Raw genomic sequence first — 26,294 nt, 5'->3', positions numbered from 1 at the left:
CACTGCGTATTGTCAAAATGACAACGAGGCGACAATGAGTTTTTCTGTAGAGGTGCTGGCGAAAATCGCCATTGAATTGCAGAGCGGCATCGGCCATCAGGATCGTTTTCAGCGGCTGATCTCCACCCTGCGCCACGTGCTGGAGTGCGATGCGTCGGCGCTGCTGCGCTACGAAGGGCGGCAGTTTATTCCGCTGGCGATCGACGGGCTGGCGCAGGATGTGCTGGGGCGGCGCTTTACCCTGGAGGGCCATCCGCGGCTGGAGACCATTGCCCGCGCCGGGGATGTGGTGCGCTTCCCGGCCGACAGCGACCTGCCCGATCCCTACGACGGGTTGATCCCCGGCCAGGAGAGCCTGAAGGTACACGCCTGTATCGGCCTGCCGCTGTTTGCCGGGCAGAACCTGATTGGCGCGCTGACCCTCGACGGCATGTCGCCGGACCAGTTCGATACCTTCAGCGACGAAGAGCTGAGGCTGATTGCCGCCCTGGCCGCCGGGGCGCTGAATAATGCCCTGCTGATTGAGCAGCTCGAGAGCCAGAACACCCTCTCCACCCGCCCGACGGGATTTGAGCAGGTACAAAGCACCGAGATGATTGGCCTCTCGCCGGGTATGGTGAGCCTGAAAAAAGAGATTGAGATTGTCGCCGCCTCCGACCTGAACGTGCTGATCGAAGGGGAGACCGGCACCGGTAAAGAGCTGGTGGCAAAAGCCATTCATCAGGCCTCTCCCCGGGCGGTGAATCCGCTGGTCTATCTCAACTGCGCCGCGCTGCCGGAGAGCGTGGCGGAGAGCGAGCTCTTTGGACACGTCAAAGGGGCGTTTACCGGGGCCATCAGCAACCGCAGCGGCAAGTTTGAGATGGCCGATAACGGCACGCTGTTTCTGGATGAGATTGGGGAACTGTCGCTGGCATTGCAGGCCAAGCTGCTGCGCGTGTTGCAGTATGGCGATATCCAGCGGGTGGGTGACGACCGCAGCCTGCGGGTCGACGTGCGGGTGCTGGCCGCCACCAACCGCGATCTGCGCGAAGAGGTGTTAGCCGGGAATTTCCGCGCCGACCTGTACCATCGCCTGAGTGTGTTTCCGCTTTCGGTGCCGCCGCTGCGCGAGCGTGGCGAAGATGTGGTGCTGCTGGCGGGCTATTTCTGTGAACAGTGCCGGTTGCGGATGGGGCTATCCCGGGTGGTGCTAAGCCCCGGCGCCCGGGCGCATCTGCTGAGCTACGCCTGGCCGGGTAACGTGCGCGAACTGGAACATGCCATTCACCGGGCGGTAGTACTGGCCCGGGCGGCGCGGGCAGGGGATGAAGTGGTGATCCACGCGCAGCACTTTGCCCTGCATGATGAGAGCACGCCGGTGGTGACGCCGGAGACGCCACGCGTTGAGAATCAGAACCTGCGTGAGGCGACGGAGGCGTTTCAGCGTCAGATGATTGTCCGGGCGCTGGAGCAGAACAGCCGCAACTGGGCGGCGAGCGCGAGGGCGCTGGAGACCGACGTCGCCAACCTGCACCGGCTGGCGAAACGTCTGGGTCTTAAGGGTTAGAGAATGCCTGCCTGGTAGAAATCCTGGAGGTTGATGGCACCGCAGAGGCGGCCATGGCTATCCACCACCGGCGCGGCGGTGATTTTGCGCTTCATCAAGAGCTCTTTGGCTTCAATGGCGCGGCTGTCGGCATTCAGCGTCAGGCCACCGGCGGTCATGGCGTTGCTGACGGCAATCTCCAGTTTGCCGCCGCTCACCAGCCAGCGGCGCAGGTCGCCGTCGGTAAAGACCCCTTTCACCTGCTGGTCATCATTGCAGACCGCCACCAGCCCCAGCCCGGTACGGCTCAGCTCCAGCATCGCGTCCATCACGCTGGTATTCAGTTTCACCTGCGGGATGGCCTCCTCGGTGCGCATCAGGTGGTGCACCTTATTCAGCAAACGTGCCCCCAGGGCGCCGGCAGGGTGGGAGCGGGCAAAATCTTCTTCATTAAAGCCGCGGGCCTGCATCACCGCCATCGCCAGCGCATCGCCCATCATCAGGGTGTTGACGGTGCTGGAGGTCGGGGCGAGGTGCATCGGGCAGGCTTCGCGCTCCACCGAAATATCCAGCGTGGCGTTGGCCGCCAGCGCCAGCGGCGAGCGGGACTTGCCGGTCATCGCCAGCAGCGCGACCGATTTTTCCTGCAAACGCGGGAGGATCAAATCCAGCTCTTTTGCCGAGCCGGAGTAGGAGATAAAGAGCAGCACATCGCGGCTCTCAATCATCCCCAGATCGCCGTGCAGCGCCTCAGCAGGATGGACAAAGAAGGCCGGGGTGCCGGTGCTGGCAAGGGTCGCGGCAATCTTCTTGCCGATGTGTCCGGATTTACCGATGCCCGAGACGATCACCTTCCCGTCGCAGTGAATAATGGTATTGGCTGCGCGAACAAAATCCTCCCCCAGACGGTCCGGCAGGCGGCTGGCCTCCTGCAGTTCCAGCATCAGGGTCTGGCGACCCGCGTTTAACAGAAAATCACTCATCACGCTCTCCGGTTACAATCACGTCGATTCCTTTCTCTTCCAGCGCTTTCTTAAACGCCGGATCGATGCCCGCGTCGGTAATCAGCTTATCGACGCTCTCCAGGCTACAGACAATATTCGGGCTTTTACGGCCAAACTTTGACGAGTCCGCCATCAGGATCACCTCCCTGGCGGCATTGCACATCGCTTTACTGACGCTGAACACTTCGTTGAAGGTGGTGACGCCCGCGTTGAGGTCGATGCCGTCGGTGCCCATAAACAGGCGGTCGAAGCTGAAATGGTCGAAGGCGTTCTCCGCCAGCTGGCCGTGAAACGAGGCCGATTTTTTGCGGAAGGTGCCGCCGGGCATCAGGATGGTTTGTTCGTTGTCGAATTCGGACAGGGCGTTGACGATATGCAGGCTGTTGGTCATCACCGTGATGTTATTAAAGCGGCTCAGCATCGGCACCATCTGCAGCACCGTGCTGCCTGCATCGAGGATGATGGAGTCGCCGTCATGGATAAATTTTACCGCGGCGTCAGCGATTAACGCTTTTTGATGGGTGTTGATGAGCGTTTTGTGATCGATAGGCGGGTCGGCCTCGTCTTTATTCAGCACCACGCCGCCATAGGTACGGATCACCGCCCCGGCGTTTTCCAGGATCACCAGATCCTTGCGGATTGTGGTGCCGGTGGTATCAAAGTAGTGGGCCAGATCCTCAACCGAACATTTTCCCTGTTTTTGCAAATGGTCGAGTATGGCCGCCTGCCGCTGGCGGGGTTTCATAGGCGTTGAGTTCCTTAGGTTGCGAAATGATAATTTCGCAAGCTTATAACGTTCACAACGAAATTATCCATGTTTCAATTTAAGCGCTAATGATAGTGCATCCTGACAGAGCGAATCATTGGGAAAGATCACATCGGGCTCTAATTCCTGCAACGCGGTGCCGTTAATCGCTGCAATTTTCACCGGTCGGGCAAAGACCGTCAGCCCACGCATCATCAAGGAGTCACAGACCCGGTGGTTATCATCCAGCGCAATGGCGACAATCACCCGCGGCTTAAAGCGACCGCCGGAGCGGCCCACGCCCACGCGCCCTTTCTGGCAAAGGGCGTCGAAGGCGCGGTTAAAACGATGGATTTGCCAGCCGCCGAGTGCCAGCTGGCACAGCCAGGCGATAACGGCGACGGTGATCAGGGTGGTGACCATATTTAGCTCCTGTGCTATTGCCGGGCAGCGCTACGCTTGCCCGGCCTGGGGTTCGAGGTTTGTAGGCCCGGTAAGCGAAGCGCCACCGGGCGTTTAGGCTCGATCAGAACATCACCTGCCCACCGGTGACATTGATCGACTGCCCGGTGCAGTAAGAGGCTTTCGGGCTGGCATAAAACAGCAGCATATTCAGCACGTCCTGATAGTCGCAGCCGCGCTTCAGCGGCACTTTATCGATGTAGTATTGCTCCACCTGATCTTCGTTAATGCCAAGTTTGGTGGCGTACTGCGGCAGCAGGGACTGGAACATCGGCGATTTCAGCAGGTTGCCGAGCATCAGGGAATGCACGGTAATGCCATATTCCGCCAGATCCAGCGCCAGGGACTGCGTCAGCCCCACGCCGCCGAACTTGGCCGCGCTATAGCCCGAGTTGTGCTTGCTGCCCACCTTGCCGGACTTGGAGTTGATCTGAATGATGCGCCCGGCAATGCCGTCGCGGATCATCAGGCGCGAGAACTCCCGGGCGCAGAGGAAATAGCCCACCAGGTTCACCTGCAATGAACGGTCGAAATCCCCCAGTTCCACGTCGCTGATAAACGCCGCTTTGGCGATCCCGGCGCTGTAGACCAGCAGATCGGTGCGGCCAAAAATCTCGTCCACGCCGCGGGCGAGAGCCAGCACACTCTGCTCGCTGGTGGCGTCGGCGCCAAATCCCCAGGCCATCCCGTTACCGAATTCGGTGTTGATGGCGTCCGCCACGCGGGCGGCCTTTTCACTCTGGATATCGACTACCGCCACGCGGTAACCCTCTGCGGCAAGCCCACGGCAGAGGAACTCCCCTAAGGTTTGTCCTCCACCAATGACAACGGCAACCTGACTCATATTTCTCTCCTTAATTACGCAACAAATTTTAATGTGCAGCCTGGGGTAACAGCCTGCGGAACCGGGCCCGCCACGTGAACCGTGCCGGGGTACTCCGCCTGGGGCTGACCGTCGAAACGCAGGGTGATGTGGCCCAGCTCGCGTAGGTTTTGTTCGGCCACGTCGCCCACAGCGGTGACGGCATAGCGCGTTTCGCCCAGCTCCAGCTGGCTTCCGGCCTTCAGCTCGCCATTGAGCTCGCCGTGGCAGTGGATAAAACAGAACTCTTCGATATCCGCCGGGGCCCCTTCACGAAAGGTGATTAGCATCTGGTCGCTCAGCGCATCCGGGGCGCTCTGGCCGATGCGGGTAATGGTGGTCTGGTAAATCACGGTCATCAGGAATTCCTCTTATTGATAAATAAAGCCGGAGACGAACCAGGCGATCAGCACCGTTGGCGCACCGGTCAGGAAGCGGCTTACCAGCACCGAAGGAACGCCGACGCGCACGGTCTCCTGGCGCGCTTCAGCCAGCGACAGCCCCACCGGAATAAAGTCACAGGCGGCCTGGGCATTAATGGCGAACAGCGCGGGCAGGGCGAGGTGCGGGGGAATATTGCCCAGCCCAATCTGCACGCCAATCAACACGCCAATGACCTGGGCGATGACCGCGCCGGGGCCGAGAAACGGCGACAGCAGCGGGAAGGAGCAGATCAGCGCCAGGGTCACCAGCCCGAGCGGATGGCTGGCCAGCGGAGCCAGGCCGTGGGCGATCCAGTCTCCGAGGCCGGAGGCCATGATGATGCCGATCAGCGCCGAGACGAAGGCCATGAACGGCAGGATGGTTTTTAGCACCGTATCGATGGTGTCGCGCCCGGACTGGAACAGGACCGCAACCGCAGAGCCCATTCCCATCCCGACTTTTGCCAGCAGACCGTCGCTCTGCTCGGTGATCTTCTTGCTGGTGTCATATTCGCGCGGCGCGTGCTTTTTCACCGGCGCAGCTCCGTCTACCAGCGTGATGTTCTCTTCTTTTACGCCGGAGACGTAAATGTCCTCCACGATATGCTGCGCCAGCGGGCCGGATTTGCCCGTCGAATGAATATTGACGGTGGGAATGCGCCGTTTCGGGTAGATGCCACAGCGCAGGGTGCCGCCGCAGTCGATCACCGCCACGCCGATCTCCGCTTCCGGCGGCTCGCCCTCCTTAAAGCCATCTACCGCTTCCCAGCCGGTGAGTTCGCGCAGCTTGTCGACGATAGCCGGGCGGGTGCCCGCGGTGATATAGACGATCTTTTTGCCTTCGGTGGCGTCGAACTCCAGCGGGCCGCCCCAGCCACCCGTGCCTTTCTCAATGCGGATCCGGCTCATGCTGTAGCTCCCTTAAGCTGGACGTTCTGTTCAAGCTGAATGCCCATTTTCTTTTCGAAAATGGCGGTAGTGAGATCGGTCACCCAGCCGCGGAAGAAGTTAGTCACCAGGCCGACCAGCAGGTAGCTCACCGCCAGCGGGCCGAGCGGCAGACCGAGGGTGGTCAGGCCGCTCGCAATCCCCAGATAGACAAACAGCTCGCCGGGGTTAATGTGCGGAAACAGACCGTTCATGGAGTGGCAGCTGTACGACGCTGCCGCGTAGTAGCTCGGCTTGTAGCGTTCGGGCATAAAGCGCCCGAGGCTCAGGGTCATGGGGTTACAAAACACAAAAGTGCCGATGCAGGGCAGCAGCAGATAGCGGGAGATGGGATTACCCGCGCAGCGCTGGGCCAGCTTTTCAATCCGCTGCTGGCCAATAAAGTTGATCAGCGCATTCATGATCACCAGCAGGCTGATCAGCAGCGGCAGAATGCCGGTGACCATGCTGGTGAAGACCTCGCCACCTTTCTGAAACAGCCCGATAAACCACTCGGCGCCGTGGGTGATGGTTTCTATCATTATTTTCTCCTGTAGGGTAAGTTCGCTCTGGCGGAGTAATAATAATCACTTTGAAAGGTTTTAAAGTGTTAAACAGATCTCACAATGAAAGAAAAAATGATTATTTTGAAAGATAATAAGAAAGGTGACGGTGGCGTGGTGGAGAAGAGAACGAATTTACCTTTAGGCAGCGTAAAGATTTTGCCGGGTGCGTGTGCGCCCCTTCCTTGAGGTGTCCCGGATGCTTTACCATACTTGCCACTTATCGAATTCGTGAATGGATGTGTCATGTTCAAGCGTCGTTACGCAGCGCTACTCCCTGCGCTTATTCTGCTCTCCGCCTGCAGTAGTAAACCGAAGACCGAAGAGGTTCAGCAAACGGCAGGCGCCCCTTCCGGCGGCTTCCTGCTGGAGCCTCAGCATAATGTGATGCAGATGGGGGGCGACTTTGCCAATAACCCTGCGGCGGAACAGTTCATCGACAAAATGGTGAGCAAGCACGGCTTTAACAAAGCCCAGCTACAGGAGATCCTCTCCCAGGCGAAACGTCTGGATTATGTATTGCGACTGATGGATCGCCAGGCGCCGACCACCCAGCCGCCAGCCGGACCGAACGGCGCATGGCTGCGCTATCGCAAACAGTTTATTACCCCGGACAACGTGCAGAATGGCGTGGCGTTCTGGAATCAGTATCAGGATGCGCTGACCCGTGCTCAGCAGGTTTACGGCGTGCCGCCGGAGATCATCGTCGGGATTATCGGCGTGGAGACCCGCTGGGGCCGGGTGATGGGTAAAACCCGCATCCTTGATGCGCTGGCGACCCTCTCCTTTAACTACCCGCGCCGGGCGGAGTACTTCTCCTCCGAGCTGGAAACCTTCCTGCTGATGGCACGCGACGAGCAGGACGACCCGCTGGATCTGAAAGGTTCCTTTGCCGGGGCGATGGGCTACGGTCAGTTTATGCCGTCTTCCTATAAGCAGTATGCGGTCGATTTCAACGGGGACGGGCACATCAACCTGTGGGATCCTGAAGATGCCATTGGCAGCGTTGCCAACTACTTTAAAGAACATGGCTGGACGCCAGGCCAGCCGGTCGCGGTTATGGCTAACGGCCAGGCACCGGGGCTGGAGAACGGCTTTAAAACCCGCTACAGCGCGGCACAGCTGATCTCTGCCGGGCTCACGCCGCAGCAGCCGCTGAACGGCAATCAGCAGGTGAGCCTGCTGCGTCTGGATATTGGTACCGGTTATCAGTACTGGTACGGTCTGCCGAACTTCTACACCATCACCCGCTACAACCACAGCACGCACTATGCGATGGCGGTCTGGCAGCTGGGGCTGGCGGTGGCCCAGGCACGGGCGGCCTCGCCGTTCAGTTAACGCTTGAAAACGTGAGTGGCTTATGCCACTCACGTTTCACTCCTGGCCGGATGGCCAGGTTTATTTTTTCTGAATCCCCCTCGTAAAACCTCCCCCTCATCCTTATATCTATCGGCTAAAGTGCTATCTTGTGCTGCACGTTTTTATGGAGACAAAACGAGATGACTGACCATGAATTAATGCAGCTCAGTGAGAGGGTAGGGCAGGCGCTAAAACAGCGCGGTGCCACGGTCACCACGGCTGAGTCCTGTACTGGTGGCTGGGTGGCGAAAGCTATCACCGATATCGCGGGCAGTTCCGCCTGGTTTGAACGCGGTTTTGTCACCTACAGTAATGAAGCGAAAGCGCAGATGCTCGGGGTTCGTGAACCCACGCTTATCGAGCATGGCGCGGTGAGTGAACCGGTGGTCATCGAGATGGCGATTGGCGCCCTGCGTGCCGCCCGGGCGGACTATGCTATCTCTATTAGCGGTATCGCCGGGCCGGACGGTGGCAGCGAAGAAAAGCCTGTTGGAACAGTGTGGTTTGGCTTTGCGACGGCGCAAGGCGAGGGGATTACCCGCCGGGAATGCTTCAGCGGTGACCGTGAAAGCGTGCGTCGTCAGGCCACCGTTTATGCGTTAAAAACGCTCTGGCAACAATTTCTACAAAACACTTGATACTGTATGAGCATACAGTATAATTGCTGCAACAGAACAGAAATCCAAGGTGAAGCGCAGTTGTTTCACCCGGCATGAGAGGAAAAAATGGCTATCGACGAAAACAAACAGAAAGCGTTGGCGGCAGCACTGGGCCAGATCGAAAAGCAATTCGGTAAAGGTTCCATCATGCGCCTGGGTGAAGATCGTTCCATGGATGTAGAAACTATCTCCACCGGTTCGCTTTCTCTGGATATTGCACTGGGTGCTGGCGGCCTGCCTATGGGGCGTATCGTAGAGATCTACGGGCCAGAATCCTCCGGTAAAACCACCCTGACCTTACAGGTTGTGGCTGCTGCACAGCGCGAGGGCAAAACCTGTGCCTTTATCGATGCTGAGCACGCGCTGGATCCGGTTTACGCACGTAAACTGGGTGTTGATATCGACAACCTGCTCTGCTCCCAGCCGGATACCGGTGAGCAGGCGCTGGAAATCTGTGACGCACTGGCGCGCTCTGGCGCAGTTGACGTAATCATCGTCGACTCCGTAGCGGCGCTGACGCCAAAAGCAGAAATCGAAGGCGAAATCGGTGACTCTCACATGGGCCTCGCGGCACGTATGATGAGCCAGGCGATGCGTAAGCTGGCCGGTAACCTGAAGCAGTCCAACACGCTGCTGATCTTCATCAACCAGATCCGTATGAAGATTGGTGTGATGTTCGGTAACCCGGAAACCACCACCGGTGGTAACGCGCTGAAATTCTACGCCTCCGTGCGTCTGGATATCCGCCGTATCGGTGCCGTTAAAGACGGTGAAAACGTGGTGGGTAGCGAAACCCGTGTGAAAGTGGTGAAGAACAAGATTGCTGCACCGTTCAAACAGGCTGAATTCCAGATCCTCTACGGCGAAGGTATCAACTTCTACGGCGAACTGGTTGACCTGGGCGTGAAAGAGAAGCTGATTGAGAAAGCGGGCGCCTGGTACAGCTACAACGGCGACAAGATCGGTCAGGGTAAAGCGAATGCTATCTCCTGGCTGAAAGAGAACCCGGCAGCAGCGAAAGAGATTGAGAAGAAGGTACGCGATCTGCTTCTCAACAATCAGGATGCTAAGCCAGACTTCACTGCGGATGACGCAGACGTAGAAGAAACCAACGAAGATTTCTAATCACTTGATGTAATAAAAGGGCTGCGATTGCGGCCCTTTTTTGCATTTGTTTTTCAGCAGGTGCTTTATGAGTGAATCATCCCCCCGACGCCCCACCTGGAACCGTCTGCTTGATCGCGCAGTACGCATACTGAGCGTGCGCGACCATAGCGAACAGGAGCTGCGCCGCAAACTCATGGCGCCGGTCATGAGCAAAAACGGCCCGGAACAAATCGACGCGACCGCGGAAGATTATGACCGCGTTATTGCCTGGTGTTACGAGCATAACTATCTGGACGATACCCGCTTCGTCTCTCGCTTTATCGCCAGCCGCAGCCGTAAAGGTTATGGCCCGGCGCGTATCCGCCAGGAGCTTAATCAGAAAGGTATCTCACGGGAAATCACAGAACGCGCGATGCGTGAATGCGAGATTGACTGGTGCGAACTGGCGCGGGAACAGGCGGTGCGAAAATACGGCGAACCGCTGCCGCGTGAATTTTCAGAAAAAGTCAAAATCCAGCGCTTTTTGCTCTACCGCGGTTTCCTGATGGAGGATATACAGGATATCTGGCGTAATTTTACCGATTGAACGCATGCGGGATTTTACTTCCCTCCAAAGAAAACTTATCTTATTCCCACTTTTTACAGTAGCTGGTCCGTCCAACAACGGTTGCGTAGTGACCCGCTGTGACATTTCGTTAGCTTGATTTCAGGATAATTATGAGCAAGAGCACCGCTGAGATCCGACAGGCGTTTCTCGATTTTTTCCATAGTAAGGGACATCAGGTTGTTGCCAGCAGCTCCCTGGTACCGAACAACGATCCAACTTTACTCTTTACCAACGCCGGGATGAACCAGTTCAAGGATGTCTTCCTTGGTCTCGACAAGCGTAATTATTCCCGCGCGACCACCTCGCAGCGTTGCGTACGTGCGGGTGGTAAACATAACGATCTGGAAAACGTCGGTTATACCGCACGTCACCACACCTTCTTCGAGATGCTGGGTAACTTCAGCTTCGGCGACTATTTCAAACATGACGCTATCCAGTACGCATGGGAACTGCTGACCGGTGAAAACTGGTTCAACCTGCCGAAAGAGCGTCTGTGGGTTACCGTCTACGAAACCGACGATGAAGCCTATGAAATCTGGGAAAAAGAAGTCGGTATCCCGCGCGAACGCATTATTCGCATCGGCGATAACAAAGGCGCCCCGTACGCGTCTGACAACTTCTGGCAGATGGGCGACACCGGTCCGTGCGGTCCTTGCACCGAAATCTTCTACGATCACGGCGACCACATCTGGGGCGGCCCTCCGGGTAGCCCAGAAGAAGACGGCGACCGTTACATTGAGATCTGGAACATCGTCTTCATGCAGTTCAACCGTCAGGTCGACGGTACTATGGAGCCACTGCCGAAGCCATCCGTGGATACCGGTATGGGCCTGGAGCGTATTGCCGCGGTACTGCAGCACGTTAACTCCAACTACGACATCGATCTGTTCAGCACTCTGATTAAGTCCGTTGCCGATGTGACTGGCGCAACCGACCTGAGCAACAAATCCCTGCGCGTTATTGCCGACCACATCCGCTCCTGTGCGTTCCTGATTGCTGACGGCGTGATCCCATCGAATGAAAACCGCGGCTACGTGCTGCGCCGTATCATTCGCCGCGCGATCCGTCACGGCAACATGCTGGGCGCGAAGGAGACCTTCTTCTATAAGCTGGTGGGGCCACTGATTGGCGTGATGGGCGCCGCGGGCGAAGAGCTGAAACGTCAGCAGGCGCAGGTTGAGCAGGTTCTGAAGACCGAAGAAGAACAGTTTGCCCGTACGCTGGAACGTGGCCTGACTCTGCTGGACGATGAGCTGTCGAAGCTGAAAGGCGACACCCTGGATGGCGAAACCGCCTTCCGTCTGTACGACACCTATGGTTTCCCGGTTGACCTGACGGCTGATGTTTGCCGCGAGCGCAATATTAAAGTTGACGAAGCGGGCTTCGAAGCGGCAATGGAAGAGCAGCGCCGTCGTGCGCGTGAATCCAGCGGTTTCGGTGCCGATTACAACGCCATGATCCGCGTTGATGGCAGCAGCGAATTTGAAGGTTACGAGCATCTGGAAACCAACGGCAAAGTGACTGCCCTGTTTGTTGACGGCAAAGCCGTGGAGAGCATCAGCGCGGGCCAGACTGCCGTTGTGGTTCTGGACAAGACGCCGTTCTACGCAGAATCAGGCGGCCAGGTTGGAGATAAAGGCGAACTGAAAGGCAATGGTTTCAGCTTTGCCGTCAGCGACACGCAGAAATATGGTCAGGCAATTGGCCACCAGGGGACGCTGGCATCCGGCGAACTGAAAGTGGGCGAGGGCGTTCAGGCTATTGTTGACGAAGCGCGCCGCGCACGTATTCGTCTGAACCACTCCGCGACGCACCTGATGCACGCCGCACTGCGCCAGGTTCTGGGTACGCACGTTGCGCAGAAAGGCTCGCTGGTGAATGACAAAGTGCTGCGTTTCGACTTCTCCCATTTTGAAGCGATGAAACCGGCAGAAATCCGCGCGGTGGAAGATCTGGTTAATGCCCAGATCCGTCGTAACCTGCCGATCGAAACCAACATCATGGATCTCGAGGCGGCGAAGAACAAAGGCGCAATGGCCCTGTTCGGCGAGAAGTATGACGACCGTGTGCGCGTGCTGAGCATGGGTGATTTCTCCACCGAGCTGTGTGGTGGTACGCACGCCAGCCGTACGGGCGACATTGGTCTGTTCCGCATCGTGTCCGAATCCGGTACCGCGGCAGGCGTTCGTCGTATCGAAGCGGTCACTGGTGAAGGCGCGATTGCCAGCCTCCATGCGGAGAGCGATCAGCTGCACGACATCGCCCAACTGCTGAAGGGCGACAGCCAGAACCTGGGCGAGAAAGTGCGCAGCGTGATGGAACGTACCCGCCAGCTGGAAAAAGAACTCCAGCAGCTGAAAGAGCAGGCTGCGGTTGCGGAGAGCGCAAACCTCTCCAGCAAAGCGGTTGAAATTAAAGGCGTTAAACTGCTGGTCAGCGAGCTGACGGGCGTTGAGCCGAAAATGCTTCGTACCATGGTCGACGATCTGAAGAACCAGCTCGGTTCAACGGTTATCGTTCTGGCTACGGTAGCGGAAGGTAAGGTTTCTCTGATTGCGGGCGTATCTAAGGACGTGATCGACCGTGTGAAAGCAGGGGAGCTGATTGGTATGGTCGCTCAGCAAGTGGGCGGTAAAGGCGGTGGTCGTCCTGACATGGCGCAAGCCGGTGGTACGGACGCAGCGGCCCTCCCGGCAGCGCTGGCCAGCGTAGAAAGCTGGGTAAGTTCGAAACTGTAATAATTACAAAGCGTAATCAGACGCCATAACGACACTGTTATGGCGTACTGCGCTCTACGCTATCGATAATGATAAAGTCAGGTTGAGTTTGTGTATATCGGCTAAACTTACGTTTAACAGATTGTGATGCCGTGACTACCTACACATTACGTGTTTGTCATCGCTTACTTTTTGGCGTTATATGATGGATAATGCCGGGATACAAGAGACCCGACTCTTTTAATCTTTCAAGGAGCAAAGAATGCTGATTCTGACTCGTCGAGTTGGTGAGACCCTCATGATTGGGGATGAGGTCACCGTGACAGTTTTAGGGGTAAAGGGTAACCAGGTACGTATTGGTGTGAACGCCCCTAAAGAAGTCTCTGTTCATCGTGAAGAGATCTACCAGCGTATCCAGGCTGAAAAATCCCAGCAGTCAAGTTACTGATATTATCGCGTCTCGCTCTCTGGCGAGACGCACCCCTCCTGACATTCTCCTTCCCTAAAGTTACCGTTCTGTTTCGTTCGCTCTGTTTTTAACCACTCTTATCTCTTTTACTTCGCCAAAATCCACCGTTCTTCATGCAGAAGAGTGCAGAAAGAGGGGCAAAATACGTTTATAAAACACTCTCTTTGCGGGTTTTACGTCCGAATTGCCTGTGAATTGTGCAAACGATAAAAGCTTGTGGAAAATTGTTTGACTTATAAGTCCCAGAAAGTAATATATGCGCCACGCAGCGACGAGAAGCTCTTAGCGAGTTACTCGAAGCACTCGAAAGAGGCGTTGTGTGGTGAGGTGGCCGAGAGGCTGAAGGCGCTCCCCTGCTAAGGGAGTATGCGGTCAAAAGCTGCATCCGGGGTTCGAATCCCCGCCTCACCGCCATTTTGCATCCGTAGCTCAGCTGGATAGAGTACTCGGCTACGAACCGAGCGGTCGGAGGTTCGAATCCTCCCGGATGCACCATCTATTACTTCATATTGCTTTAGAAGTGATATGAATATCGAGCAGTACAGTAGTAAATCCCGATGCATCCGTAGCTCAGCTGGATAGAGTACTCGGCTACGAACCGAGCGGTCGGAGGTTCGAATCCTCCCGGATGCACCATCTTTTACTTTGTTTTGCTTATGAAGCAATACCGAGTATCAGCAGTAACAGTAGTAAATCCCGATGCATCCGTAGCTCAGCTGGATAGAGTACTCGGCTACGAACCGAGCGGTCGGAGGTTCGAATCCTCCCGGATGCACCATATTCTCCGAGATAGCAGCTAAGCTGTTGTTTCATGGTCTGCGAGTCAATCGCAAGCACCAGGGAGGATAGCGTTGCTTTAGCAACGACCCGTAGGGCAAGGCGCAGCCGAGTAATCCTCCCGGATGCACCATTTACTACATCTCAAAGCAGTATCCCGATGCATCCGTAGCTCAGCTGGATAGAGTACTCGGCTACGAACCGAGCGGTCGGAGGTTCGAATCCTCCCGGATGCACCATATTCTCCGAGATAACAGCCAGACTGTTGTTTTATGGCCTGCGAATCAATCGTCAGCACCAGGCAGGATAACGTTGCTTCAGCAACGACCCGGAGGGCGAGGCAACGCCGAGTAATCCTCCCGGATGCACCATATTCTCCCTCATTGTTTATTCCTTCGACGTTTCGTCAGCAATCATCTTCACTGTCAGCGACAAAAACCGCCATTTACGATAAAGTAATGCTTTGTTAATCGTTTAGCGAGAGCACGATGTACGCACAGTATGACGGTTTGATCTTCGATATGGATGGCACCATCCTCGACACCGAGCCAACGCATCGTAAAGCCTGGACTGAGGTCCTGGGCCGTTACGGAATGCGTTTCGACTTACAGGCGATGATTGCCCTCAACGGATCTCCTACCTGGCGTATTGCGCAGGCCGTGATTGAACTGAATCAGGCCGATCTCGACCCGCACCTGCTCGCGCGTGAAAAAACCGATGCGGTAAAAGCCATGCTGCTGGACACCGTGCGCCCTTTGCCATTAATTGAGGTGGTAAAAGAGTGGCACGGACGTCGCCCGATGTCGGTCGGGACGGGCAGTGAAAGCGCGATCGCCGAAGCGCTGCTCAACCATCTTAACCTGCGCCACTATTTCTCTGCCGTGGTCGCGGCCGATCACGTTAAAAACCATAAACCTGCACCTGACACCTTTCTGCTTTGCGCAGAGCTGATGGGAGTCCCTCCCGCGAAGTGTGTCGTGTTTGAAGATGCTGATTTCGGTATTCAGGCGGCGCGAGACGCCGGTATGGCCGCGGTGGATGTTCGCTTACTGTGAGTGACGCACTGTCACTCGCCTCATTATTCGCCAGCAGTTTTTTAAGCGCTACGATCCTTCCCGGAAATTCCGAGGTGGTGCTGGTGGCGATGCTCTTGTCCAGCGTCAGTCAGCCGTGGTTGCTCGTGTTAATAGCAACAATGGGTAATAGCCTTGGAGGGCTGACTAACGTTATTCTTGGGCGATTCTTTCCGCTACGCAAAACGTCGCGCTGGCAGGAAAAGGCAGTCGGCTGGCTAAAACGCTATGGCGCTGCCACGCTTTTATTAAGCTGGATGCCGGTAATCGGTGATTTACTGTGCCTGCTAGCGGGATGGATGCGCATCCCCTGGGGGCCTGTGCTCTTTTTTTTATGCCTTGGCAAGGCGTTGCGCTACATTCTTGTAGCGGTTGCAACTTTGCAGGGCATGACGTGGTGGCACTAATTGGACTGTTTGTGACCAGAAACCATTACAATTATGCTAAATAAAATGATTTTGACAGGCGGGAGGTCGAATTGATCCCGGACGTATCACAGGCACTGGCCTGGCTGGAAAACCACCCTCAGGCTCTGAAGGGTATTCAGCGCGGTCTTGAGCGCGAAACGCTGCGCGTTAACGCAGACGGCAGTCTCGCAACGACGGGCCATCCACAGGCGTTGGGTTCGGCGCTGACCCATAAATGGATCACCACTGATTTCGCCGAAGCACTGCTTGAGTTTATTACGCCGGTCGACGGCGAAATTGACCACATGCTGAAAATCATGCGTGACATTCATCGCTACAGCGCTCGTAATCTGGGTGATGAGCGGATGTGGCCGCTGAGTATGCCTTGCTATATCGCGCAGGGGCAGGATATTGAACTGGCGCAGTACGGCACCTCCAATATCGGTCGTCTGAAAACGCTCTATCGCGAAGGATTAAAAAATCGCTATGGTGCGCTGATGCAGACGATTTCTGGCGTGCACTATAACTTCTCCTTGCCGATGGCATTCTGGCAGGCGAAGTGCGGCGAAACGGATAAAGAGGCGATCTCCGCAGGCTATTTCCGCCTGATTCGTAACTACTATCGCTTCGGCTGGGTCATCCCATATCTGTTTGGTGCTTCTCCGGCGATTTGCTCCTCTTTCCTGCAGGGCAAACCGACCACGCTGCCGTTTGAGAAAACCGAATGCGGCATGTACTACCTGCCGTACGCGACCTCCCTGCGTCTCAGCGACCTGGGTTATACCAATAAATCGCAAAGCAATCTCGGAATTACGTTTAACGATCTACATGAGTATGTGGCAGGATTAAAGCGGGCGATCAAAACCCCGTCGGAAGCCTACGAAGAGATCGGTCTTGAGAAAGACGGTAAGCGCCTGCAAATCAACAGTAACGTTTTACAGATTGAAAACGAACTGTATGCGCCTATCCGTCCGAAACGCGTCACGCGCAGCGGAGAAACTCCGTCGGATGCGTTACAGCGCGGTGGGATTGAGTACATCGAAGTACGTTCCCTGGATATCAACCCGTTCTCGCCAATTGGCGTGGACGAGCAGCAGGTACGCTTCCTCGATCTGTTTATGGTCTGGTGCGTGCTGGCCGATGCGCCGGAAATGAGTTCTGACGAACTGCTTTGCACCCGCACTAACTGGAACCGGGTGATCCTCGAAGGGCGCAAACCAGGCCTGACGCTGGGCATCGGTTGCCAGACGGCACAGTTCCCGCTGCAGCAGGTGGGGAAAGATCTGTTCCGCGATCTCAAACGTGTCGCCCACACGCTGGATAGCGTTTATGGTGGTGATGAGTATCAGCAGGTGTGCGATCAGCTGGTCGAAAGTTTTGATAATCCGGAGCTGACATTCTCGGCACGCATTCTGCGTTCTATGATTGATCGGGGTATTGGTGGCACCGGCCGTGCGCTGGCGGCGGAGTATCGCGATATGCTGCTGCAGGAGCCGCTGGAAGTGCTTACCGAAGCCGAGTTTGCTGCTGAACGCGAAGCATCAATGGTGCGTCAGGCTGAGATTGAGGCGGCGGATACAGAGTCGTTTGCTGAGTTTCTGGCGAAACAAGGCTGACAGAAAAGAAAAAGGCCACATCGCTGTGGCCAAAATAACATCTCTGAAGAACAGGGATGATGATAACAAATGCGCGTCTTTCATATACTCAGACTCGCGTTGAATTGAAGAGTTCATTATTTTTAAAAAAAAATCACTATCGGAGGTGACGTATGCCGTTATTAGATAGCTTTACTGTCGACCATACCCGTATGGAAGCACCTGCTGTACGCGTTGCGAAGACCATGCATACCCCGCACGGCGATACGATCACGGTATTCGACCTGCGTTTCTGCGTACCGAATAAAGAAGTGATGCCGGAAAAAGGCATTCACACTCTGGAGCACCTGTTTGCCGGTTTCATGCGCGATCACCTGAACGGTAACGGCGTTGAGATCATCGATATTTCGCCTATGGGTTGTCGTACCGGGTTCTACATGAGCCTGATTGGGGTGCCGGAAGAGACCCGCGTTGCTGAGGCCTGGAAAGCGGCGATGGCTGACGTGCTGAAGGTGAAAGAGCAGAACCAGATCCCGGAACTTAACGTTTACCAGTGCGGCACATATCAGATGCACTCTCTGGAAGAAGCACAGGATATCGCCCGCCACATTCTTGAGCGTGACGTTCGCGTTAACAGCAACGACGAACTGGCGCTGCCAAAAGAGAAGCTGCAGGAACTGCACATCTAGTTCATTACCCGGCTCTCAACAAAGCGTGAGCTGGGTAATTTTACTCCCTTCTGCCTTGTTTATTTATAAATTCCTAAAAAATTATCTCTCGTTGTGCATCCCTCTCTTTGTGACTATTATTGCAGCCAACGCATGATGGTTAATTATATATTATATCTATGGATGATGTATTAATACGCATTCATTGTAATTATGGGTGCGTTGATATTTCATGGAATAGATAAAAATCAGAGGGATTTATGAAAGTTTATTTGACAGGTGCCGCCATCCTTTTTTCTACTCTTTTTTTGTCTGCATGCGGATCTGGAAGCGTTACGACGCCTATTGCGAAAGCACCTGCTGAACGTAAGCAGGAAGTGCAATGCTATCAGGAGTTTTCCGCGTTACAGAAGCTCGACCCCGTAGCCTATGAATCCTACCGTAAGCAATTCGATAATATTAATAAAAACTATAAAATTTACGAATCGAATAAATCCCTGGTGGATGGTAATGCTTCGGAGGTTATGCTCACCGAAATTAATAAAAAATTATCGCTGGTATGCGTAAGGATTCGTAATACGGTCTATACCAACATGATGAACCGTGCTAATGAAATGAATAAGTTATGAATAAATTCTTTAGCGCAGCACTGTACTGCGGATTGTTATTATCAGGCGGAAAGGCGCTTGCAGTTGGCACGGATTTATTAAAGCGTCTGGATGATGAAAAAATTATCGGCCAGGAGAAAACTAACCCCTTTATTGCCTCTGAAACCGCTACAACTCCCCAGAAGGCGGCAGTGGATCTTCCCCAATCGCAGGCGAGTAAGCCTGCTGATCCGGTACCCCGTGCCAGTGCCGTTAAAAGTGACAAGGCTGCCGGGATAGACCCGGCAAAAATTACGCGTCTGAACGACGCGCTTCGCCAGGCCAACTCCACCATTACCGCGTTAAATAAACAGCTAAGTGTTTTAGAAAGAGAGAAAGCTTCTCTGGAACAGGCGGTTGCCCATGAAAAGGATCGCGTTGCGGAAAAGGAGCAGGCGATCGCCCGGCTTAAACCGCAACCGGATGGCAGTGCGCAAAAAATTGCTGTCGAAAGCCTCATTGCGGCATTGCCAAAGTCTGCTGATATCGAGAAACAAAAAAACGCGGAACTGGCGGAACAACTGCGTAAAGCCAACGCGCAGCATGCCGCGCTGACCAAACAGCTGGCCGACCTGCAGGCGCAGAAGAATGCGCTGGATACCCAGCTGGCCTCTCTTAAAACTCACTCTGAAAAAAACACTGTGCTGACGGGGGAGATCGATGCCCTGAAAGCTCAGCTGTCCACTCAGAACCAGCAAAAAACCGCGCTGGAAAAGCGGCTGGCCGAGCTTGAGAAAGAGTTCAACAGTGAAAAGGCGAAATTCGCCATTACGCAAAGCCAGCTCGAAGATACCAAAAAAGTCCTCGCCTCTCAGGAGTCACTGCTGGCAACGCAAAAAAGCAGCTCCGGAAGTGAGAAAGAGAAGCTCACTAAAGAGCTGACCGATCTGCAGGCGCAAAAAAAGGCGCTGGAAACCCAACTTACCGCGCTGAAGGCTGCCGATGAAAAGAGCGCCGCGCTGACCAAACAGCTGGCCGATCTGCAGGCGCAGAAGAGTGCGCTGGATACCCAGCTGGCCTCTCTTAAAACTCACTCTGAAAAGAGCACTGTCCTGACGGGTGAGATCGATGCCCTGAAAACTCAGCTGTCCACACAGAACCAGCAAAAAACCGTGCTGGAAAAGCGGCTGGCCGAGCTTGAGAAAGAGTTCAACAGTGAGAAGGCGAAATCCGCCATCGCGCAGAGCCAGCTTGAAGATACCAAAAAAGTCCTGGCTTCTCAGGAGTCACTGCTGGCAATGCAAAAAAGCAATGCCGGGAGCGAGAAAGAGAAGCTCACTAAAGAGCTGACCGACCTGCAAACGCAGAAGAAAGCGCTGGAAACTCAACTGACGACGCTGAAACAGGCCATTGATAAAAATGCGACGCTCACAAAAGAGCTGACCGATCTGCAGGCGCAAAAAAAGGCGCTGGAAACCCAACTCGCCGCGCTGAAGATCGCCGATGAAAAGAGCGCCGCGCTGGTCAAAGAGTTGAGCGATCTGAAGACGCAGAAAAGGCGCTGGAAACGGAGCTGATTGTGTTGAAAGAGACGCGTGAGAAAAATGCCGTCCTGACCAAACAGCTGGCAGAGCTGCAGGCGCAGCGGCAGGTGCTGGATGCGCAGCTGGCTACCCTTAAAGCGAGCGGTGATAAAAGCACCGGTGTGGTCAAAGAGCTCGACACGTTAAAAGCGCAGCTATCGGCACTGAACCTGCAAAAAGCGACGCTGGAAACCCGTCTGGCCGAGCAGGAAAAGCAGTTCAGCAGTGAAAAAACGAAGTCCGATATTGTGCTGAAGCAGCTTGAAGATGCTAAAAAAGTTATCGCTTCTCAGGAATCCCTGCTCTCTTTACATAAAAGCAATACGGGCATTGAGAAAGAGAAGAGCAGCGCGCAGCTGGCGACCGCAGGTAAAGAGGCCGCGGAACTGAAAAAGCAGCTGGCAGAGCTACAGAGGCAAAACGCCTCGCTTGAGGAGAAATATAAAACGCAAAATAGCTCTCTTACAGCGCTGACGGCCGAAAACCAGAAGTTAAAGGAGACTCAGGCTAAGGCTGGAAAAGACGTTGCGCCTGTGCAGCAGGTGAAGATTGATAAGACGGCGTCAAAAGATACGAAGACCAGCTACGCAATCGGTGCATGGTATGGCGATGCGGCAGAGCGTGAGAAAGCCAAGCTGGACGGTCTGAGTAAAAAACTCGATCTTAACGCCTTTATGCAGGGCTTTAACGATAAGGTGACTAACAAGCTACAGCTGGCAGAAGCCACGCTTTCGAAAGAGCTGACGGCACTGGATCAGTTACAGAAAAAACAGTTTGTCGCAACGCAAAGTGAAAATGAAAAGCAGAGTAAAGCTATCATGACAAAAGCGGCGAATGAGAAGGGAGCTAAGCGACTACCTGATGGCGCTGTCTACAGGGTGATTAAAAAAGGTGAAGCTCCCCTGATCAACGACAAAAATGAAATCATGACCGAAATCGATGAAGTGCTCGGCACCGGTAAGGTCATGTCCAAAAATGAAATTCGTGCCAGTCGGGTGAAAGATTTACCGCCGCTGTTCCAGACGGTAGTGAAAAAGCTGGGCCTGGGCGGAGAGGCAAAAATCCATATCCCGGCGAAGCAGGCGTATGGTGAGTCGGGTGTTCCCGGTTTTGTACCGCCAGGTACAGTCTCGATCATCACGATTAAAATTATTGGGATTAAGTAGCCGTAACCGCGGCCATAAAAAAACGGATCTGCATGCAGATCCGTTTTTCTTTTCAGGCAAACACGTCAGTGGGCGCCGCCCCCTCCGCCACCCGCCCCAAACGGCGGTTTGGCAAACCAGATCAGCCCCAGTAACACAATGAACACACCTGCCGACAGCCAGAAGATCTCGTTGGCCGAAATTATCAGCCCCTGCGCGGTGATCTGCTGTGCTATCCACCCGGATGCCTGTTGCTCGGTCATGCCCATTCCCTGTAGCTGGCTGTACATCTCCTGCGCCTGCGGATTGAACACATTCACCGACTCGGTCAGCTGCGCATGGTGCAACGACTCCCGATTGGTCCACATGGTCGTCGTCATTGAGGTACCGATAGAGCCCGCCAGCGTACGCATAAAGTTCGACAGGCTGGACGCCGCCGCCATCCTTTCCGGCGGCAGACCGGAGAGGGTGATGGTAGTCAGTGGCATAAAGAAGCAGGCCACCGCAAACCCCTGGATGAACTGCGGCCACGCGGAGGCGCCAAAGTCCATGCCCGGTTCAAAGGTATAGGCGCGCCAGTAGAAGCACACCGCATACATGATGAAGCTGAAGGTCACCAGGCGTCGCATATCCAGCTTATGGGCGAAGCGGCCGATGATCGGCGACAGCAGGACCGGGATCACCCCGACCGGCGCCGACGCCAGCCCTGCCCAGGTGGCGGTATACCCGTACACCTCCTGCAACAGCTGCGGCAGCAGAACAATGGCGCCGAAGTAAAGCATGTAGGCGAGGCTGATACACAAACAACCTATGGTGAAGTTGCGCGATTTAAATAGCGACAAATCGACTATCGGGTTGTCTTCCGTCAGCTCCCACACAATCAGGAAGCTGAGCGCCACCACCGCCACAACAGTCAGAACGATGATCTCCTGGGAGGCGAACCAGTCCAGCTCTTTCCCGCGGTCGAGCATGATCTGCAGGCTACCGATGCCCAACACCAGTAGCGCCAGCCCCACGCCATCAATCCGCCGCTGTTCAGTACGGGTTTCGCGGCCACGCAGCGACTGCAGGGTCAGCAGTACCACCAGGGCGCCAATCGGCACGTTGATAAAGAAGATCCAGCCCCAGTGATAGTTATCGCTGATATAACCGCCCAGAATCGGGCCGCAGATCGGGGCGACAATCACCGTCATCGACCACAGCGCCAGCGCAATGGAGCGCTTGGCAGGCGGATAGTTGTTCAGGAGCAGACTTTGCGACAGCGGGATCAGCGGCCCGGCGACAATCCCCTGGATCACGCGGAAGAAGATGAGCATGGTCAGGCTGCTGGAGACGCCACACGCCCAGGAGGCCAGCACGAAAGCGATCGTTGACCAGAGGAACAGTTTCACTTCCCCGACGCGCTTCGCCAGCCAGCCGGTAATCGGGATGGAGATCGCATTCGCCACCCCGAATGAGGTGATCACCCATGTCCCCTGGCTCAGGGATGAGCCAAGGTTCCCGGCGATGGTCGGGATCGCCACGTTCGCGATGGTGGAGTCCAGCACCTGCATGAATGTCGCCAGCGAAAGCGCAATGGTCATGATGACCAGCTGCGCCCCTTCCAACGGTTTTTGCGGTTTTTGCTGCTGCATAACGCTCACCTTCGGATTAACCGGCGTTTGCCTTCACGATCTCATCGATCAGTTTATTCACCGGCTCAAGGCTGATCTCGCGGGCATTACTTTCGTAGGCCGGGTTCGAACGTGCCTGGTTTGCCAGCATCTGGCCGTCACGGTTGGAGGTATCCACCGTCACCAGCGTGGAGAGGCCAATACGCAGCGGATGGTCCGCCAGCTGTTTCTCATCCAGCTCGATACGCACCGGCAGACGCTGAACCACTTTGATCCAGTTCCCGGTGGCGTTCTGCGCAGGCAGCAGCGAGAAGGCGCTGCCGGTCCCCATATCCAGCCCCACCACTTTACCGGTGTACTTCACGTCGTCGCCGTAGATGTCGCTGACGACCGTAGCGGTCTGGCCGATACGCATATGCGCCAGCTGGGTCTCTTTGAAGTTGGCGTCAATCCACAGGTTGGTTGCCGGCACCACCGCCATCAGCGGGGTGGAGGAGGTGATCTGCGCGCCAGGCTGCACGGAACGGCGGGAAACGTAGCCGGTCATTGGGCTGACGATTTTGGTACGCTGCAGTGCCAGCCAGGCGTTACGGACTTCGGTCGCCGCCTGTTTTACCGCCGGTTGTTGATCGAGCGTGGTATTCAGCACGATTGCCTGATTGGCGTTATATTGCTGAAGGGCCACATCCAGCTGAGCCTGCGCGCTGGCGACCGCGTCACGGGCGTGTTGCAGCTCTTCGCGGCCAATCAGGTTGGCCGAACCCAGCGGGACGCGACGATTGAGGTCGCTCTGGGCCTGGGCGAGGGCGGTTTTCTGCACGTCAATATTGGCCTGCAGCTGTTTGCTGTTGATCATCAGCTGGCGGGTCTGACGTACGCTTGACGCCAGCTCAGTCTGCGCTTTTTCAAACGCCTGCTGGGCATCGGTCGGATCGAGCGTTACCAGCACATCACCTTTTTGCACAAAGTCGGTATTGTCAGCCCAGACTTTCGTCACGCTGCCCGACACCTGCGCCATAATCTGAACCTGGTTCCCTGCCACATACGCGTCATCCGTCTCTTCACTATGACGCAGTACTAAAAACCAATAGATCCCATATGCCACGGCAATGATAATAAAGAGCAAGGTCAGCAGCAGAAGGGCGCGCTTGCGTTTGCCTTTCTTGTTGACCGGTTGCTGCGGGGTTGTGTTCTCCGCATTTGCGCTCATGTTGTTCTCCACGATCTTATTATTTCACATCGGCTGAGCCGACCTGTTATCAGAAAGGCCAGCATGATGAGATGCTGGCCTGACGGTTTTCTTATTAATCTGGATTTTGGAGCGTGTCGTCGCGTTAGCGCAGCGCCTCAAGAACAGCGCCATCTTCATCCATCTGGTCCAGACGGGTGAGCAGCTTACGGGTGATATGCTCGAGCTGATCTTTCTCTGCGTTACTTAAAGACGACCAGAGTTGATGCAGGCAGTTGTGCTGAGGTGGGAGCACCTCGCGCAGGAATTCGTGACCTTTCTCGGTCAGTTGCAGGTGCAGACAACGGCGGTCGTTGTCACTTTCGCGGCGCTCAATCCAGCCACGTTTTTCAAGCTCATCGGCAATACGGGTCGCATTGGTACGGGACGAACCCAGCGCGCAACTCAGCTCCGAAGGCTGAATGCTGTGATTTTCCTGAGACTCCAGCGTAATCAACGCCATAAATAACGTCTCGTTAATCCCTTGAGCTTTCAGCATTTTATTGCGATTTTCCAACAGCTTACCCTGCATGTGCATGCAGAGACGCGTTAACAGGATCTCCTGATAAGGAAAATCTGCATAGCGACTGGCGCGAAATTTAAGCATTTGTTCAATGGGCGTAAACGAACTATCCATTTGGGCATAACCTCATTAATTACAGCCGATATAGTAACGACAGTGACAAATAATGTAAATGAATTATTTGTGCGGATAAAATCCGCAAGACGAATTTCACTGTCATCAAGAGCCGGGTTGATCCGTGACCCGGTAAGCACAGAAAAGAGGGGGTGACGCTGGCAAAACGGGGATGGGTCATCAGGCGTAAGCTATTCATGCGGTATTCTAATATATTACCCACATAAAAATTTTCGGTATAAATGATTGCGTACCTTAACAGACTGAGGGGCTCCTTAACACCCTGAGAGCCCCAAACTTATGTAAACCTTATTGAATAGCCTCCTGACGGTGATAACCACGCCACCAGACCAGCAGGTTAAGCAGCGCCATCACCGCCCCGACCGCACACACGCCCGTCCAGCCGGCATGCTGCCACGCCGAGGCCGAAATGAGCGACCCGGCCGCACCGCCGATAAAGTAGCTGGTCATATACCCGGCCGTCAGGCGGTTACGGGCATCCGGCTTAACGCGGTAAATCACGGTCTGGTTGGTGATATGCACCCCCTGCACGGTCAGGTCGAGCACCAGGATGCCGACAATCAGCGCCAGCACCGAGACATGTCCGTACCAGATTGCTGCCCAGGAGAGCAGCAGCATCACCAGACCGACGGTGGTGGTGAGGTGCGATTTGCCCTTGTCCGCCAGGCCACCCGCAGGACGCGCCCCCAGCGCACCGGCAGCCCCGGCCAGACCAAACAGACCGATCACCCCTTCGGAATAGTTAAACGGCGGAGAGGCCAGCAGGAAGGCCATCGAGGTCCAGAGGATGCTGAAGTTGGCAAAGGTGAAACAGCCGAGCAACGCCCGGGTACGTAGCAGTTTATCCTTTATGAACAGGCTAAAGACGGAGCCCAGCAGCTGCGGATAGTTGAGATGGGTTTCTGACTTCACCTTCGGCAGGCCGCGCCACAGCGCCAGCGCCATTACCACCATCAGCACCGAGGCGACCCAGTAGACGGTGCGCCAGCCGCCGATACCCGCCAGTAAGCCCGCAACGGTACGCGCCAGTAAAATCCCCAGCAGCAGGCCGCTCATAATGGTGCCCACCACCTTACCGCGTTTTTCCGGCGAGGCGAGGGTGGCGGCGAGCGGCACCAGAATCTGCGCCACTACCGAGAAGAGACCGGTCAGGGCGGTGCCGAGGATCATCATGCTCAGCGACTGGCTGGAGGCGGTGATCAACATCCCGCCCGCGGCCAGCAGCGTCATGGAGACAATCATCGCCCGGCGTTCAAACATATCCCCCAACGGGACGAGGAACAGCAGACCCACAGCGTATCCCAGCTGGGCGGCGGTAACGATAAAACCGGCCGAGCTTGCCGAGAGCGAGAAGTTGCGGGCGATGGTTTCCAGCAGGGGTTGCGCATAGTAGTTGCCGGCGACCGCCAGACCGGTTGCCACTGACATCAGCAGAATAAGTGCGGGGCTAAGCCCCTGAGTTGTTTTTGTCATTTGGTTTCGAAATCATTAGTTAAGTGATTATTTTCTCGTAAACCATAATAACGGAT

Annotated in this window: 26 protein-coding genes and 5 tRNA genes; 20 read left to right on the top strand and 11 right to left on the bottom strand. The window is 55.5% G+C overall.

The features are described 5' to 3' along the window. Positions 1 to 34: 34 nt before the first annotated feature. Positions 35 to 1,549 carry a nitric oxide reductase transcriptional regulator NorR gene (norR, locus tag C3406_RS05590; RefSeq protein ID WP_103822673.1) on the top strand — a complete coding sequence of 505 codons (1,515 nt, stop codon included), beginning with the start codon at positions 35 to 37 and terminating at the stop codon, positions 1,547 to 1,549. Here the strand turns inward: norR and gutQ are convergent. From gutQ to srlA, 7 genes are all read right to left on the bottom strand, one after another. Next, entirely contained in the window at positions 1,546 to 2,511 is a 966-nt protein-coding gene (gene gutQ / locus C3406_RS05585) for an arabinose-5-phosphate isomerase GutQ (protein WP_103822672.1), read from the bottom strand. The two genes, norR and gutQ, sit on opposite strands and share 4 nt — an antisense overlap. Continuing rightward, positions 2,504 to 3,277: a glucitol operon DNA-binding transcriptional repressor SrlR gene (srlR, locus tag C3406_RS05580; protein ID WP_103180889.1), complete on the bottom strand. Its 774-nt coding sequence runs from the start codon at positions 3,275 to 3,277 to the stop codon at positions 2,504 to 2,506. The genes gutQ and srlR overlap by 8 nt, the downstream gene beginning before the upstream one ends. Before the next feature lie 63 nt (positions 3,278 to 3,340). Continuing rightward, positions 3,341 to 3,700 carry a transcriptional regulator GutM gene (gene gutM / locus C3406_RS05575; protein WP_103180888.1) on the bottom strand — a complete coding sequence of 120 codons (360 nt, stop codon included), beginning with the start codon at positions 3,698 to 3,700 and terminating at the stop codon, positions 3,341 to 3,343. A gap of 103 nt (positions 3,701 to 3,803) precedes the next feature. Continuing rightward, positions 3,804 to 4,583 carry a sorbitol-6-phosphate dehydrogenase gene (gene srlD, locus C3406_RS05570; RefSeq protein ID WP_103180887.1) on the bottom strand — a complete coding sequence of 260 codons (780 nt, stop codon included), beginning with the start codon at positions 4,581 to 4,583 and terminating at the stop codon, positions 3,804 to 3,806. Between the two features lie 14 nt (positions 4,584 to 4,597). Continuing rightward, on the bottom strand, positions 4,598 to 4,960 hold the full coding sequence (gene srlB, locus C3406_RS05565; RefSeq protein ID WP_103822671.1) for a PTS glucitol/sorbitol transporter subunit IIA: 363 nt from the start codon (positions 4,958 to 4,960) through the stop codon (positions 4,598 to 4,600). A gap of 12 nt (positions 4,961 to 4,972) precedes the next feature. Beyond that, complete coding sequence (gene srlE / locus C3406_RS05560) at positions 4,973 to 5,932, bottom strand: PTS glucitol/sorbitol transporter subunit IIB (RefSeq protein WP_103822670.1); 960 nt, start codon at positions 5,930 to 5,932, stop codon at positions 4,973 to 4,975. Further along, on the bottom strand, positions 5,929 to 6,492 hold the full coding sequence (gene srlA, locus C3406_RS05555) for a PTS glucitol/sorbitol transporter subunit IIC (RefSeq protein ID WP_103822669.1): 564 nt from the start codon (positions 6,490 to 6,492) through the stop codon (positions 5,929 to 5,931). The genes srlE and srlA overlap by 4 nt, the downstream gene beginning before the upstream one ends. Positions 6,493 to 6,576: 84 nt before the next feature. On the opposite strand from srlA, the gene C3406_RS26730 reads away from it, so the two are divergent. The 19 genes from C3406_RS26730 to C3406_RS05465 all read left to right on the top strand — a co-directional run bounded on the left by C3406_RS26730 (position 6,577) and on the right by C3406_RS05465 (position 21,287). Next, positions 6,577 to 6,702: a hypothetical protein gene (locus C3406_RS26730; RefSeq protein ID WP_255410161.1), complete on the top strand. Its 126-nt coding sequence runs from the start codon at positions 6,577 to 6,579 to the stop codon at positions 6,700 to 6,702. Between the two features lie 57 nt (positions 6,703 to 6,759). Continuing rightward, positions 6,760 to 7,851 (top strand): lytic murein transglycosylase B, encoded by a 1,092-nt coding sequence (gene mltB, locus C3406_RS05550; RefSeq protein ID WP_103822668.1) that lies wholly within the window; start codon positions 6,760 to 6,762, stop codon positions 7,849 to 7,851. Between the two features lie 161 nt (positions 7,852 to 8,012). Continuing rightward, a complete protein-coding gene (pncC, locus tag C3406_RS05545; protein WP_103822667.1) occupies positions 8,013 to 8,510 on the top strand; it encodes a nicotinamide-nucleotide amidase in 498 nt (165 codons plus the stop codon). Between the two features lie 87 nt (positions 8,511 to 8,597). Next, positions 8,598 to 9,656: a recombinase RecA gene (gene recA, locus C3406_RS05540; RefSeq protein ID WP_103180881.1), complete on the top strand. Its 1,059-nt coding sequence runs from the start codon at positions 8,598 to 8,600 to the stop codon at positions 9,654 to 9,656. Between the two features lie 67 nt (positions 9,657 to 9,723). Continuing rightward, positions 9,724 to 10,224 (top strand): recombination regulator RecX, encoded by a 501-nt coding sequence (recX, locus tag C3406_RS05535; protein ID WP_103822666.1) that lies wholly within the window; start codon positions 9,724 to 9,726, stop codon positions 10,222 to 10,224. Positions 10,225 to 10,355: 131 nt separating this feature from the next. Continuing rightward, positions 10,356 to 12,983: an alanine--tRNA ligase gene (gene alaS / locus C3406_RS05530; RefSeq protein WP_103822665.1), complete on the top strand. Its 2,628-nt coding sequence runs from the start codon at positions 10,356 to 10,358 to the stop codon at positions 12,981 to 12,983. A gap of 241 nt (positions 12,984 to 13,224) precedes the next feature. Beyond that, on the top strand, positions 13,225 to 13,410 hold the full coding sequence (gene csrA, locus C3406_RS05525) for a carbon storage regulator CsrA (protein WP_000906486.1): 186 nt from the start codon (positions 13,225 to 13,227) through the stop codon (positions 13,408 to 13,410). 342 nt (positions 13,411 to 13,752) lie between these two features. Continuing rightward, positions 13,753 to 13,845 (top strand) — tRNA-Ser (locus C3406_RS05520). A 4-nt stretch (positions 13,846 to 13,849) separates the two neighbouring features. Continuing rightward, positions 13,850 to 13,926, top strand: a tRNA-Arg gene (locus tag C3406_RS05515). A 64-nt stretch (positions 13,927 to 13,990) separates the two neighbouring features. Continuing rightward, positions 13,991 to 14,067, top strand: a tRNA-Arg gene (locus C3406_RS05510). A gap of 65 nt (positions 14,068 to 14,132) precedes the next feature. Further along, positions 14,133 to 14,209 (top strand) — tRNA-Arg (locus C3406_RS05505). Positions 14,210 to 14,370: 161 nt separating this feature from the next. Then, positions 14,371 to 14,447 (top strand) — tRNA-Arg (locus C3406_RS05500). A gap of 249 nt (positions 14,448 to 14,696) precedes the next feature. Further along, positions 14,697 to 15,263, top strand: coding sequence for a fructose-1-phosphate/6-phosphogluconate phosphatase (yqaB, locus tag C3406_RS05495; RefSeq protein ID WP_103822664.1), 567 nt, complete (start codon positions 14,697 to 14,699; stop codon positions 15,261 to 15,263). Next, positions 15,260 to 15,688 carry a YqaA family protein gene (locus C3406_RS05490; protein ID WP_103822663.1) on the top strand — a complete coding sequence of 143 codons (429 nt, stop codon included), beginning with the start codon at positions 15,260 to 15,262 and terminating at the stop codon, positions 15,686 to 15,688. The genes yqaB and C3406_RS05490 overlap by 4 nt, the downstream gene beginning before the upstream one ends. A gap of 71 nt (positions 15,689 to 15,759) precedes the next feature. Then, positions 15,760 to 17,304, top strand: a complete 1,545-nt coding sequence (gene gshA, locus C3406_RS05485) for a glutamate--cysteine ligase (protein ID WP_103822662.1) — start codon at positions 15,760 to 15,762, stop codon at positions 17,302 to 17,304. A 152-nt stretch (positions 17,305 to 17,456) separates the two neighbouring features. Then, the gene (luxS, locus tag C3406_RS05480) at positions 17,457 to 17,972 is read left to right on the top strand and encodes an S-ribosylhomocysteine lyase (protein WP_103822661.1); all 516 of its coding nucleotides are present in this window, start codon (positions 17,457 to 17,459) and stop codon (positions 17,970 to 17,972) included. A gap of 239 nt (positions 17,973 to 18,211) precedes the next feature. After that, positions 18,212 to 18,580 (top strand): hypothetical protein, encoded by a 369-nt coding sequence (locus C3406_RS05475; RefSeq protein WP_146052340.1) that lies wholly within the window; start codon positions 18,212 to 18,214, stop codon positions 18,578 to 18,580. Next, the gene (locus C3406_RS05470) at positions 18,577 to 20,115 is read left to right on the top strand and encodes a coiled-coil domain-containing protein (RefSeq protein WP_103822659.1); all 1,539 of its coding nucleotides are present in this window, start codon (positions 18,577 to 18,579) and stop codon (positions 20,113 to 20,115) included. The genes C3406_RS05475 and C3406_RS05470 overlap by 4 nt, the downstream gene beginning before the upstream one ends. Positions 20,116 to 20,117: 2 nt before the next feature. Next, a complete protein-coding gene (locus tag C3406_RS05465) occupies positions 20,118 to 21,287 on the top strand; it encodes an FKBP-type peptidyl-prolyl cis-trans isomerase N-terminal domain-containing protein (protein ID WP_103822658.1) in 1,170 nt (389 codons plus the stop codon). Positions 21,288 to 21,352: 65 nt separating this feature from the next. Here C3406_RS05465 and emrB read toward each other — a convergent pair whose 3' ends face one another. From emrB to C3406_RS05440, 4 genes are all read right to left on the bottom strand, one after another. Beyond that, positions 21,353 to 22,900, bottom strand: coding sequence for a multidrug efflux MFS transporter permease subunit EmrB (gene emrB, locus C3406_RS05460; RefSeq protein ID WP_103822657.1), 1,548 nt, complete (start codon positions 22,898 to 22,900; stop codon positions 21,353 to 21,355). A 16-nt stretch (positions 22,901 to 22,916) separates the two neighbouring features. Beyond that, positions 22,917 to 24,089: a multidrug efflux MFS transporter periplasmic adaptor subunit EmrA gene (gene emrA / locus C3406_RS05455; RefSeq protein WP_103180870.1), complete on the bottom strand. Its 1,173-nt coding sequence runs from the start codon at positions 24,087 to 24,089 to the stop codon at positions 22,917 to 22,919. A gap of 124 nt (positions 24,090 to 24,213) precedes the next feature. Further along, positions 24,214 to 24,744 (bottom strand): transcriptional repressor MprA, encoded by a 531-nt coding sequence (gene mprA, locus C3406_RS05450; protein WP_039029994.1) that lies wholly within the window; start codon positions 24,742 to 24,744, stop codon positions 24,214 to 24,216. A gap of 309 nt (positions 24,745 to 25,053) precedes the next feature. Then, positions 25,054 to 26,238 carry an MFS transporter gene (locus C3406_RS05440; RefSeq protein ID WP_103822655.1) on the bottom strand — a complete coding sequence of 395 codons (1,185 nt, stop codon included), beginning with the start codon at positions 26,236 to 26,238 and terminating at the stop codon, positions 25,054 to 25,056. Between the last annotated feature and the right edge of the window lie 56 nt (positions 26,239 to 26,294).

This window comes from Leclercia sp. LSNIH8 (genome assembly GCF_002920195.1).
Taxonomy (GTDB): domain Bacteria; phylum Pseudomonadota; class Gammaproteobacteria; order Enterobacterales; family Enterobacteriaceae; genus Enterobacter.
This window is presented reverse-complemented; position numbering and strand designations above follow the sequence as displayed.

Excerpts from the sequence above, each read along its gene's own strand:
- norR (WP_103822673.1), top strand. The coding sequence starts at position 35 with ATGAGTTTTTCTGTAGAGGTGCTGGCGAAAATCGCCATTGAATTGCAG.
- srlB (WP_103822671.1), bottom strand. The coding sequence starts at position 4,960 with ATGACCGTGATTTACCAGACCACCATTACCCGCATCGGCCAGAGCGCC.
- emrA (WP_103180870.1), bottom strand. The coding sequence starts at position 24,089 with ATGAGCGCAAATGCGGAGAACACAACCCCGCAGCAACCGGTCAACAAG.
- luxS (WP_103822661.1), top strand. The coding sequence starts at position 17,457 with ATGCCGTTATTAGATAGCTTTACTGTCGACCATACCCGTATGGAAGCA.
- mprA (WP_039029994.1), bottom strand. The coding sequence starts at position 24,744 with ATGGATAGTTCGTTTACGCCCATTGAACAAATGCTTAAATTTCGCGCC.
- gutM (WP_103180888.1), bottom strand. The coding sequence starts at position 3,700 with ATGGTCACCACCCTGATCACCGTCGCCGTTATCGCCTGGCTGTGCCAG.
- C3406_RS05475 (WP_146052340.1), top strand. The coding sequence starts at position 18,212 with ATGAAAGTTTATTTGACAGGTGCCGCCATCCTTTTTTCTACTCTTTTT.
- yqaB (WP_103822664.1), top strand. The coding sequence starts at position 14,697 with ATGTACGCACAGTATGACGGTTTGATCTTCGATATGGATGGCACCATC.
- mltB (WP_103822668.1), top strand. The coding sequence starts at position 6,760 with ATGTTCAAGCGTCGTTACGCAGCGCTACTCCCTGCGCTTATTCTGCTC.
- C3406_RS26730 (WP_255410161.1), top strand. The coding sequence starts at position 6,577 with ATGAAAGAAAAAATGATTATTTTGAAAGATAATAAGAAAGGTGACGGT.
- srlE (WP_103822670.1), bottom strand. The coding sequence starts at position 5,932 with ATGAGCCGGATCCGCATTGAGAAAGGCACGGGTGGCTGGGGCGGCCCG.
- C3406_RS05470 (WP_103822659.1), top strand. The coding sequence starts at position 18,577 with ATGAATAAATTCTTTAGCGCAGCACTGTACTGCGGATTGTTATTATCA.
- recA (WP_103180881.1), top strand. The coding sequence starts at position 8,598 with ATGGCTATCGACGAAAACAAACAGAAAGCGTTGGCGGCAGCACTGGGC.
- csrA (WP_000906486.1), top strand. The coding sequence starts at position 13,225 with ATGCTGATTCTGACTCGTCGAGTTGGTGAGACCCTCATGATTGGGGAT.
- recX (WP_103822666.1), top strand. The coding sequence starts at position 9,724 with ATGAGTGAATCATCCCCCCGACGCCCCACCTGGAACCGTCTGCTTGAT.
- pncC (WP_103822667.1), top strand. The coding sequence starts at position 8,013 with ATGACTGACCATGAATTAATGCAGCTCAGTGAGAGGGTAGGGCAGGCG.
- emrB (WP_103822657.1), bottom strand. The coding sequence starts at position 22,900 with ATGCAGCAGCAAAAACCGCAAAAACCGTTGGAAGGGGCGCAGCTGGTC.
- srlA (WP_103822669.1), bottom strand. The coding sequence starts at position 6,492 with ATGATAGAAACCATCACCCACGGCGCCGAGTGGTTTATCGGGCTGTTT.
- srlR (WP_103180889.1), bottom strand. The coding sequence starts at position 3,277 with ATGAAACCCCGCCAGCGGCAGGCGGCCATACTCGACCATTTGCAAAAA.
- srlD (WP_103180887.1), bottom strand. The coding sequence starts at position 4,583 with ATGAGTCAGGTTGCCGTTGTCATTGGTGGAGGACAAACCTTAGGGGAG.
- gutQ (WP_103822672.1), bottom strand. The coding sequence starts at position 2,511 with ATGAGTGATTTTCTGTTAAACGCGGGTCGCCAGACCCTGATGCTGGAA.
- C3406_RS05440 (WP_103822655.1), bottom strand. The coding sequence starts at position 26,238 with ATGACAAAAACAACTCAGGGGCTTAGCCCCGCACTTATTCTGCTGATG.
- alaS (WP_103822665.1), top strand. The coding sequence starts at position 10,356 with ATGAGCAAGAGCACCGCTGAGATCCGACAGGCGTTTCTCGATTTTTTC.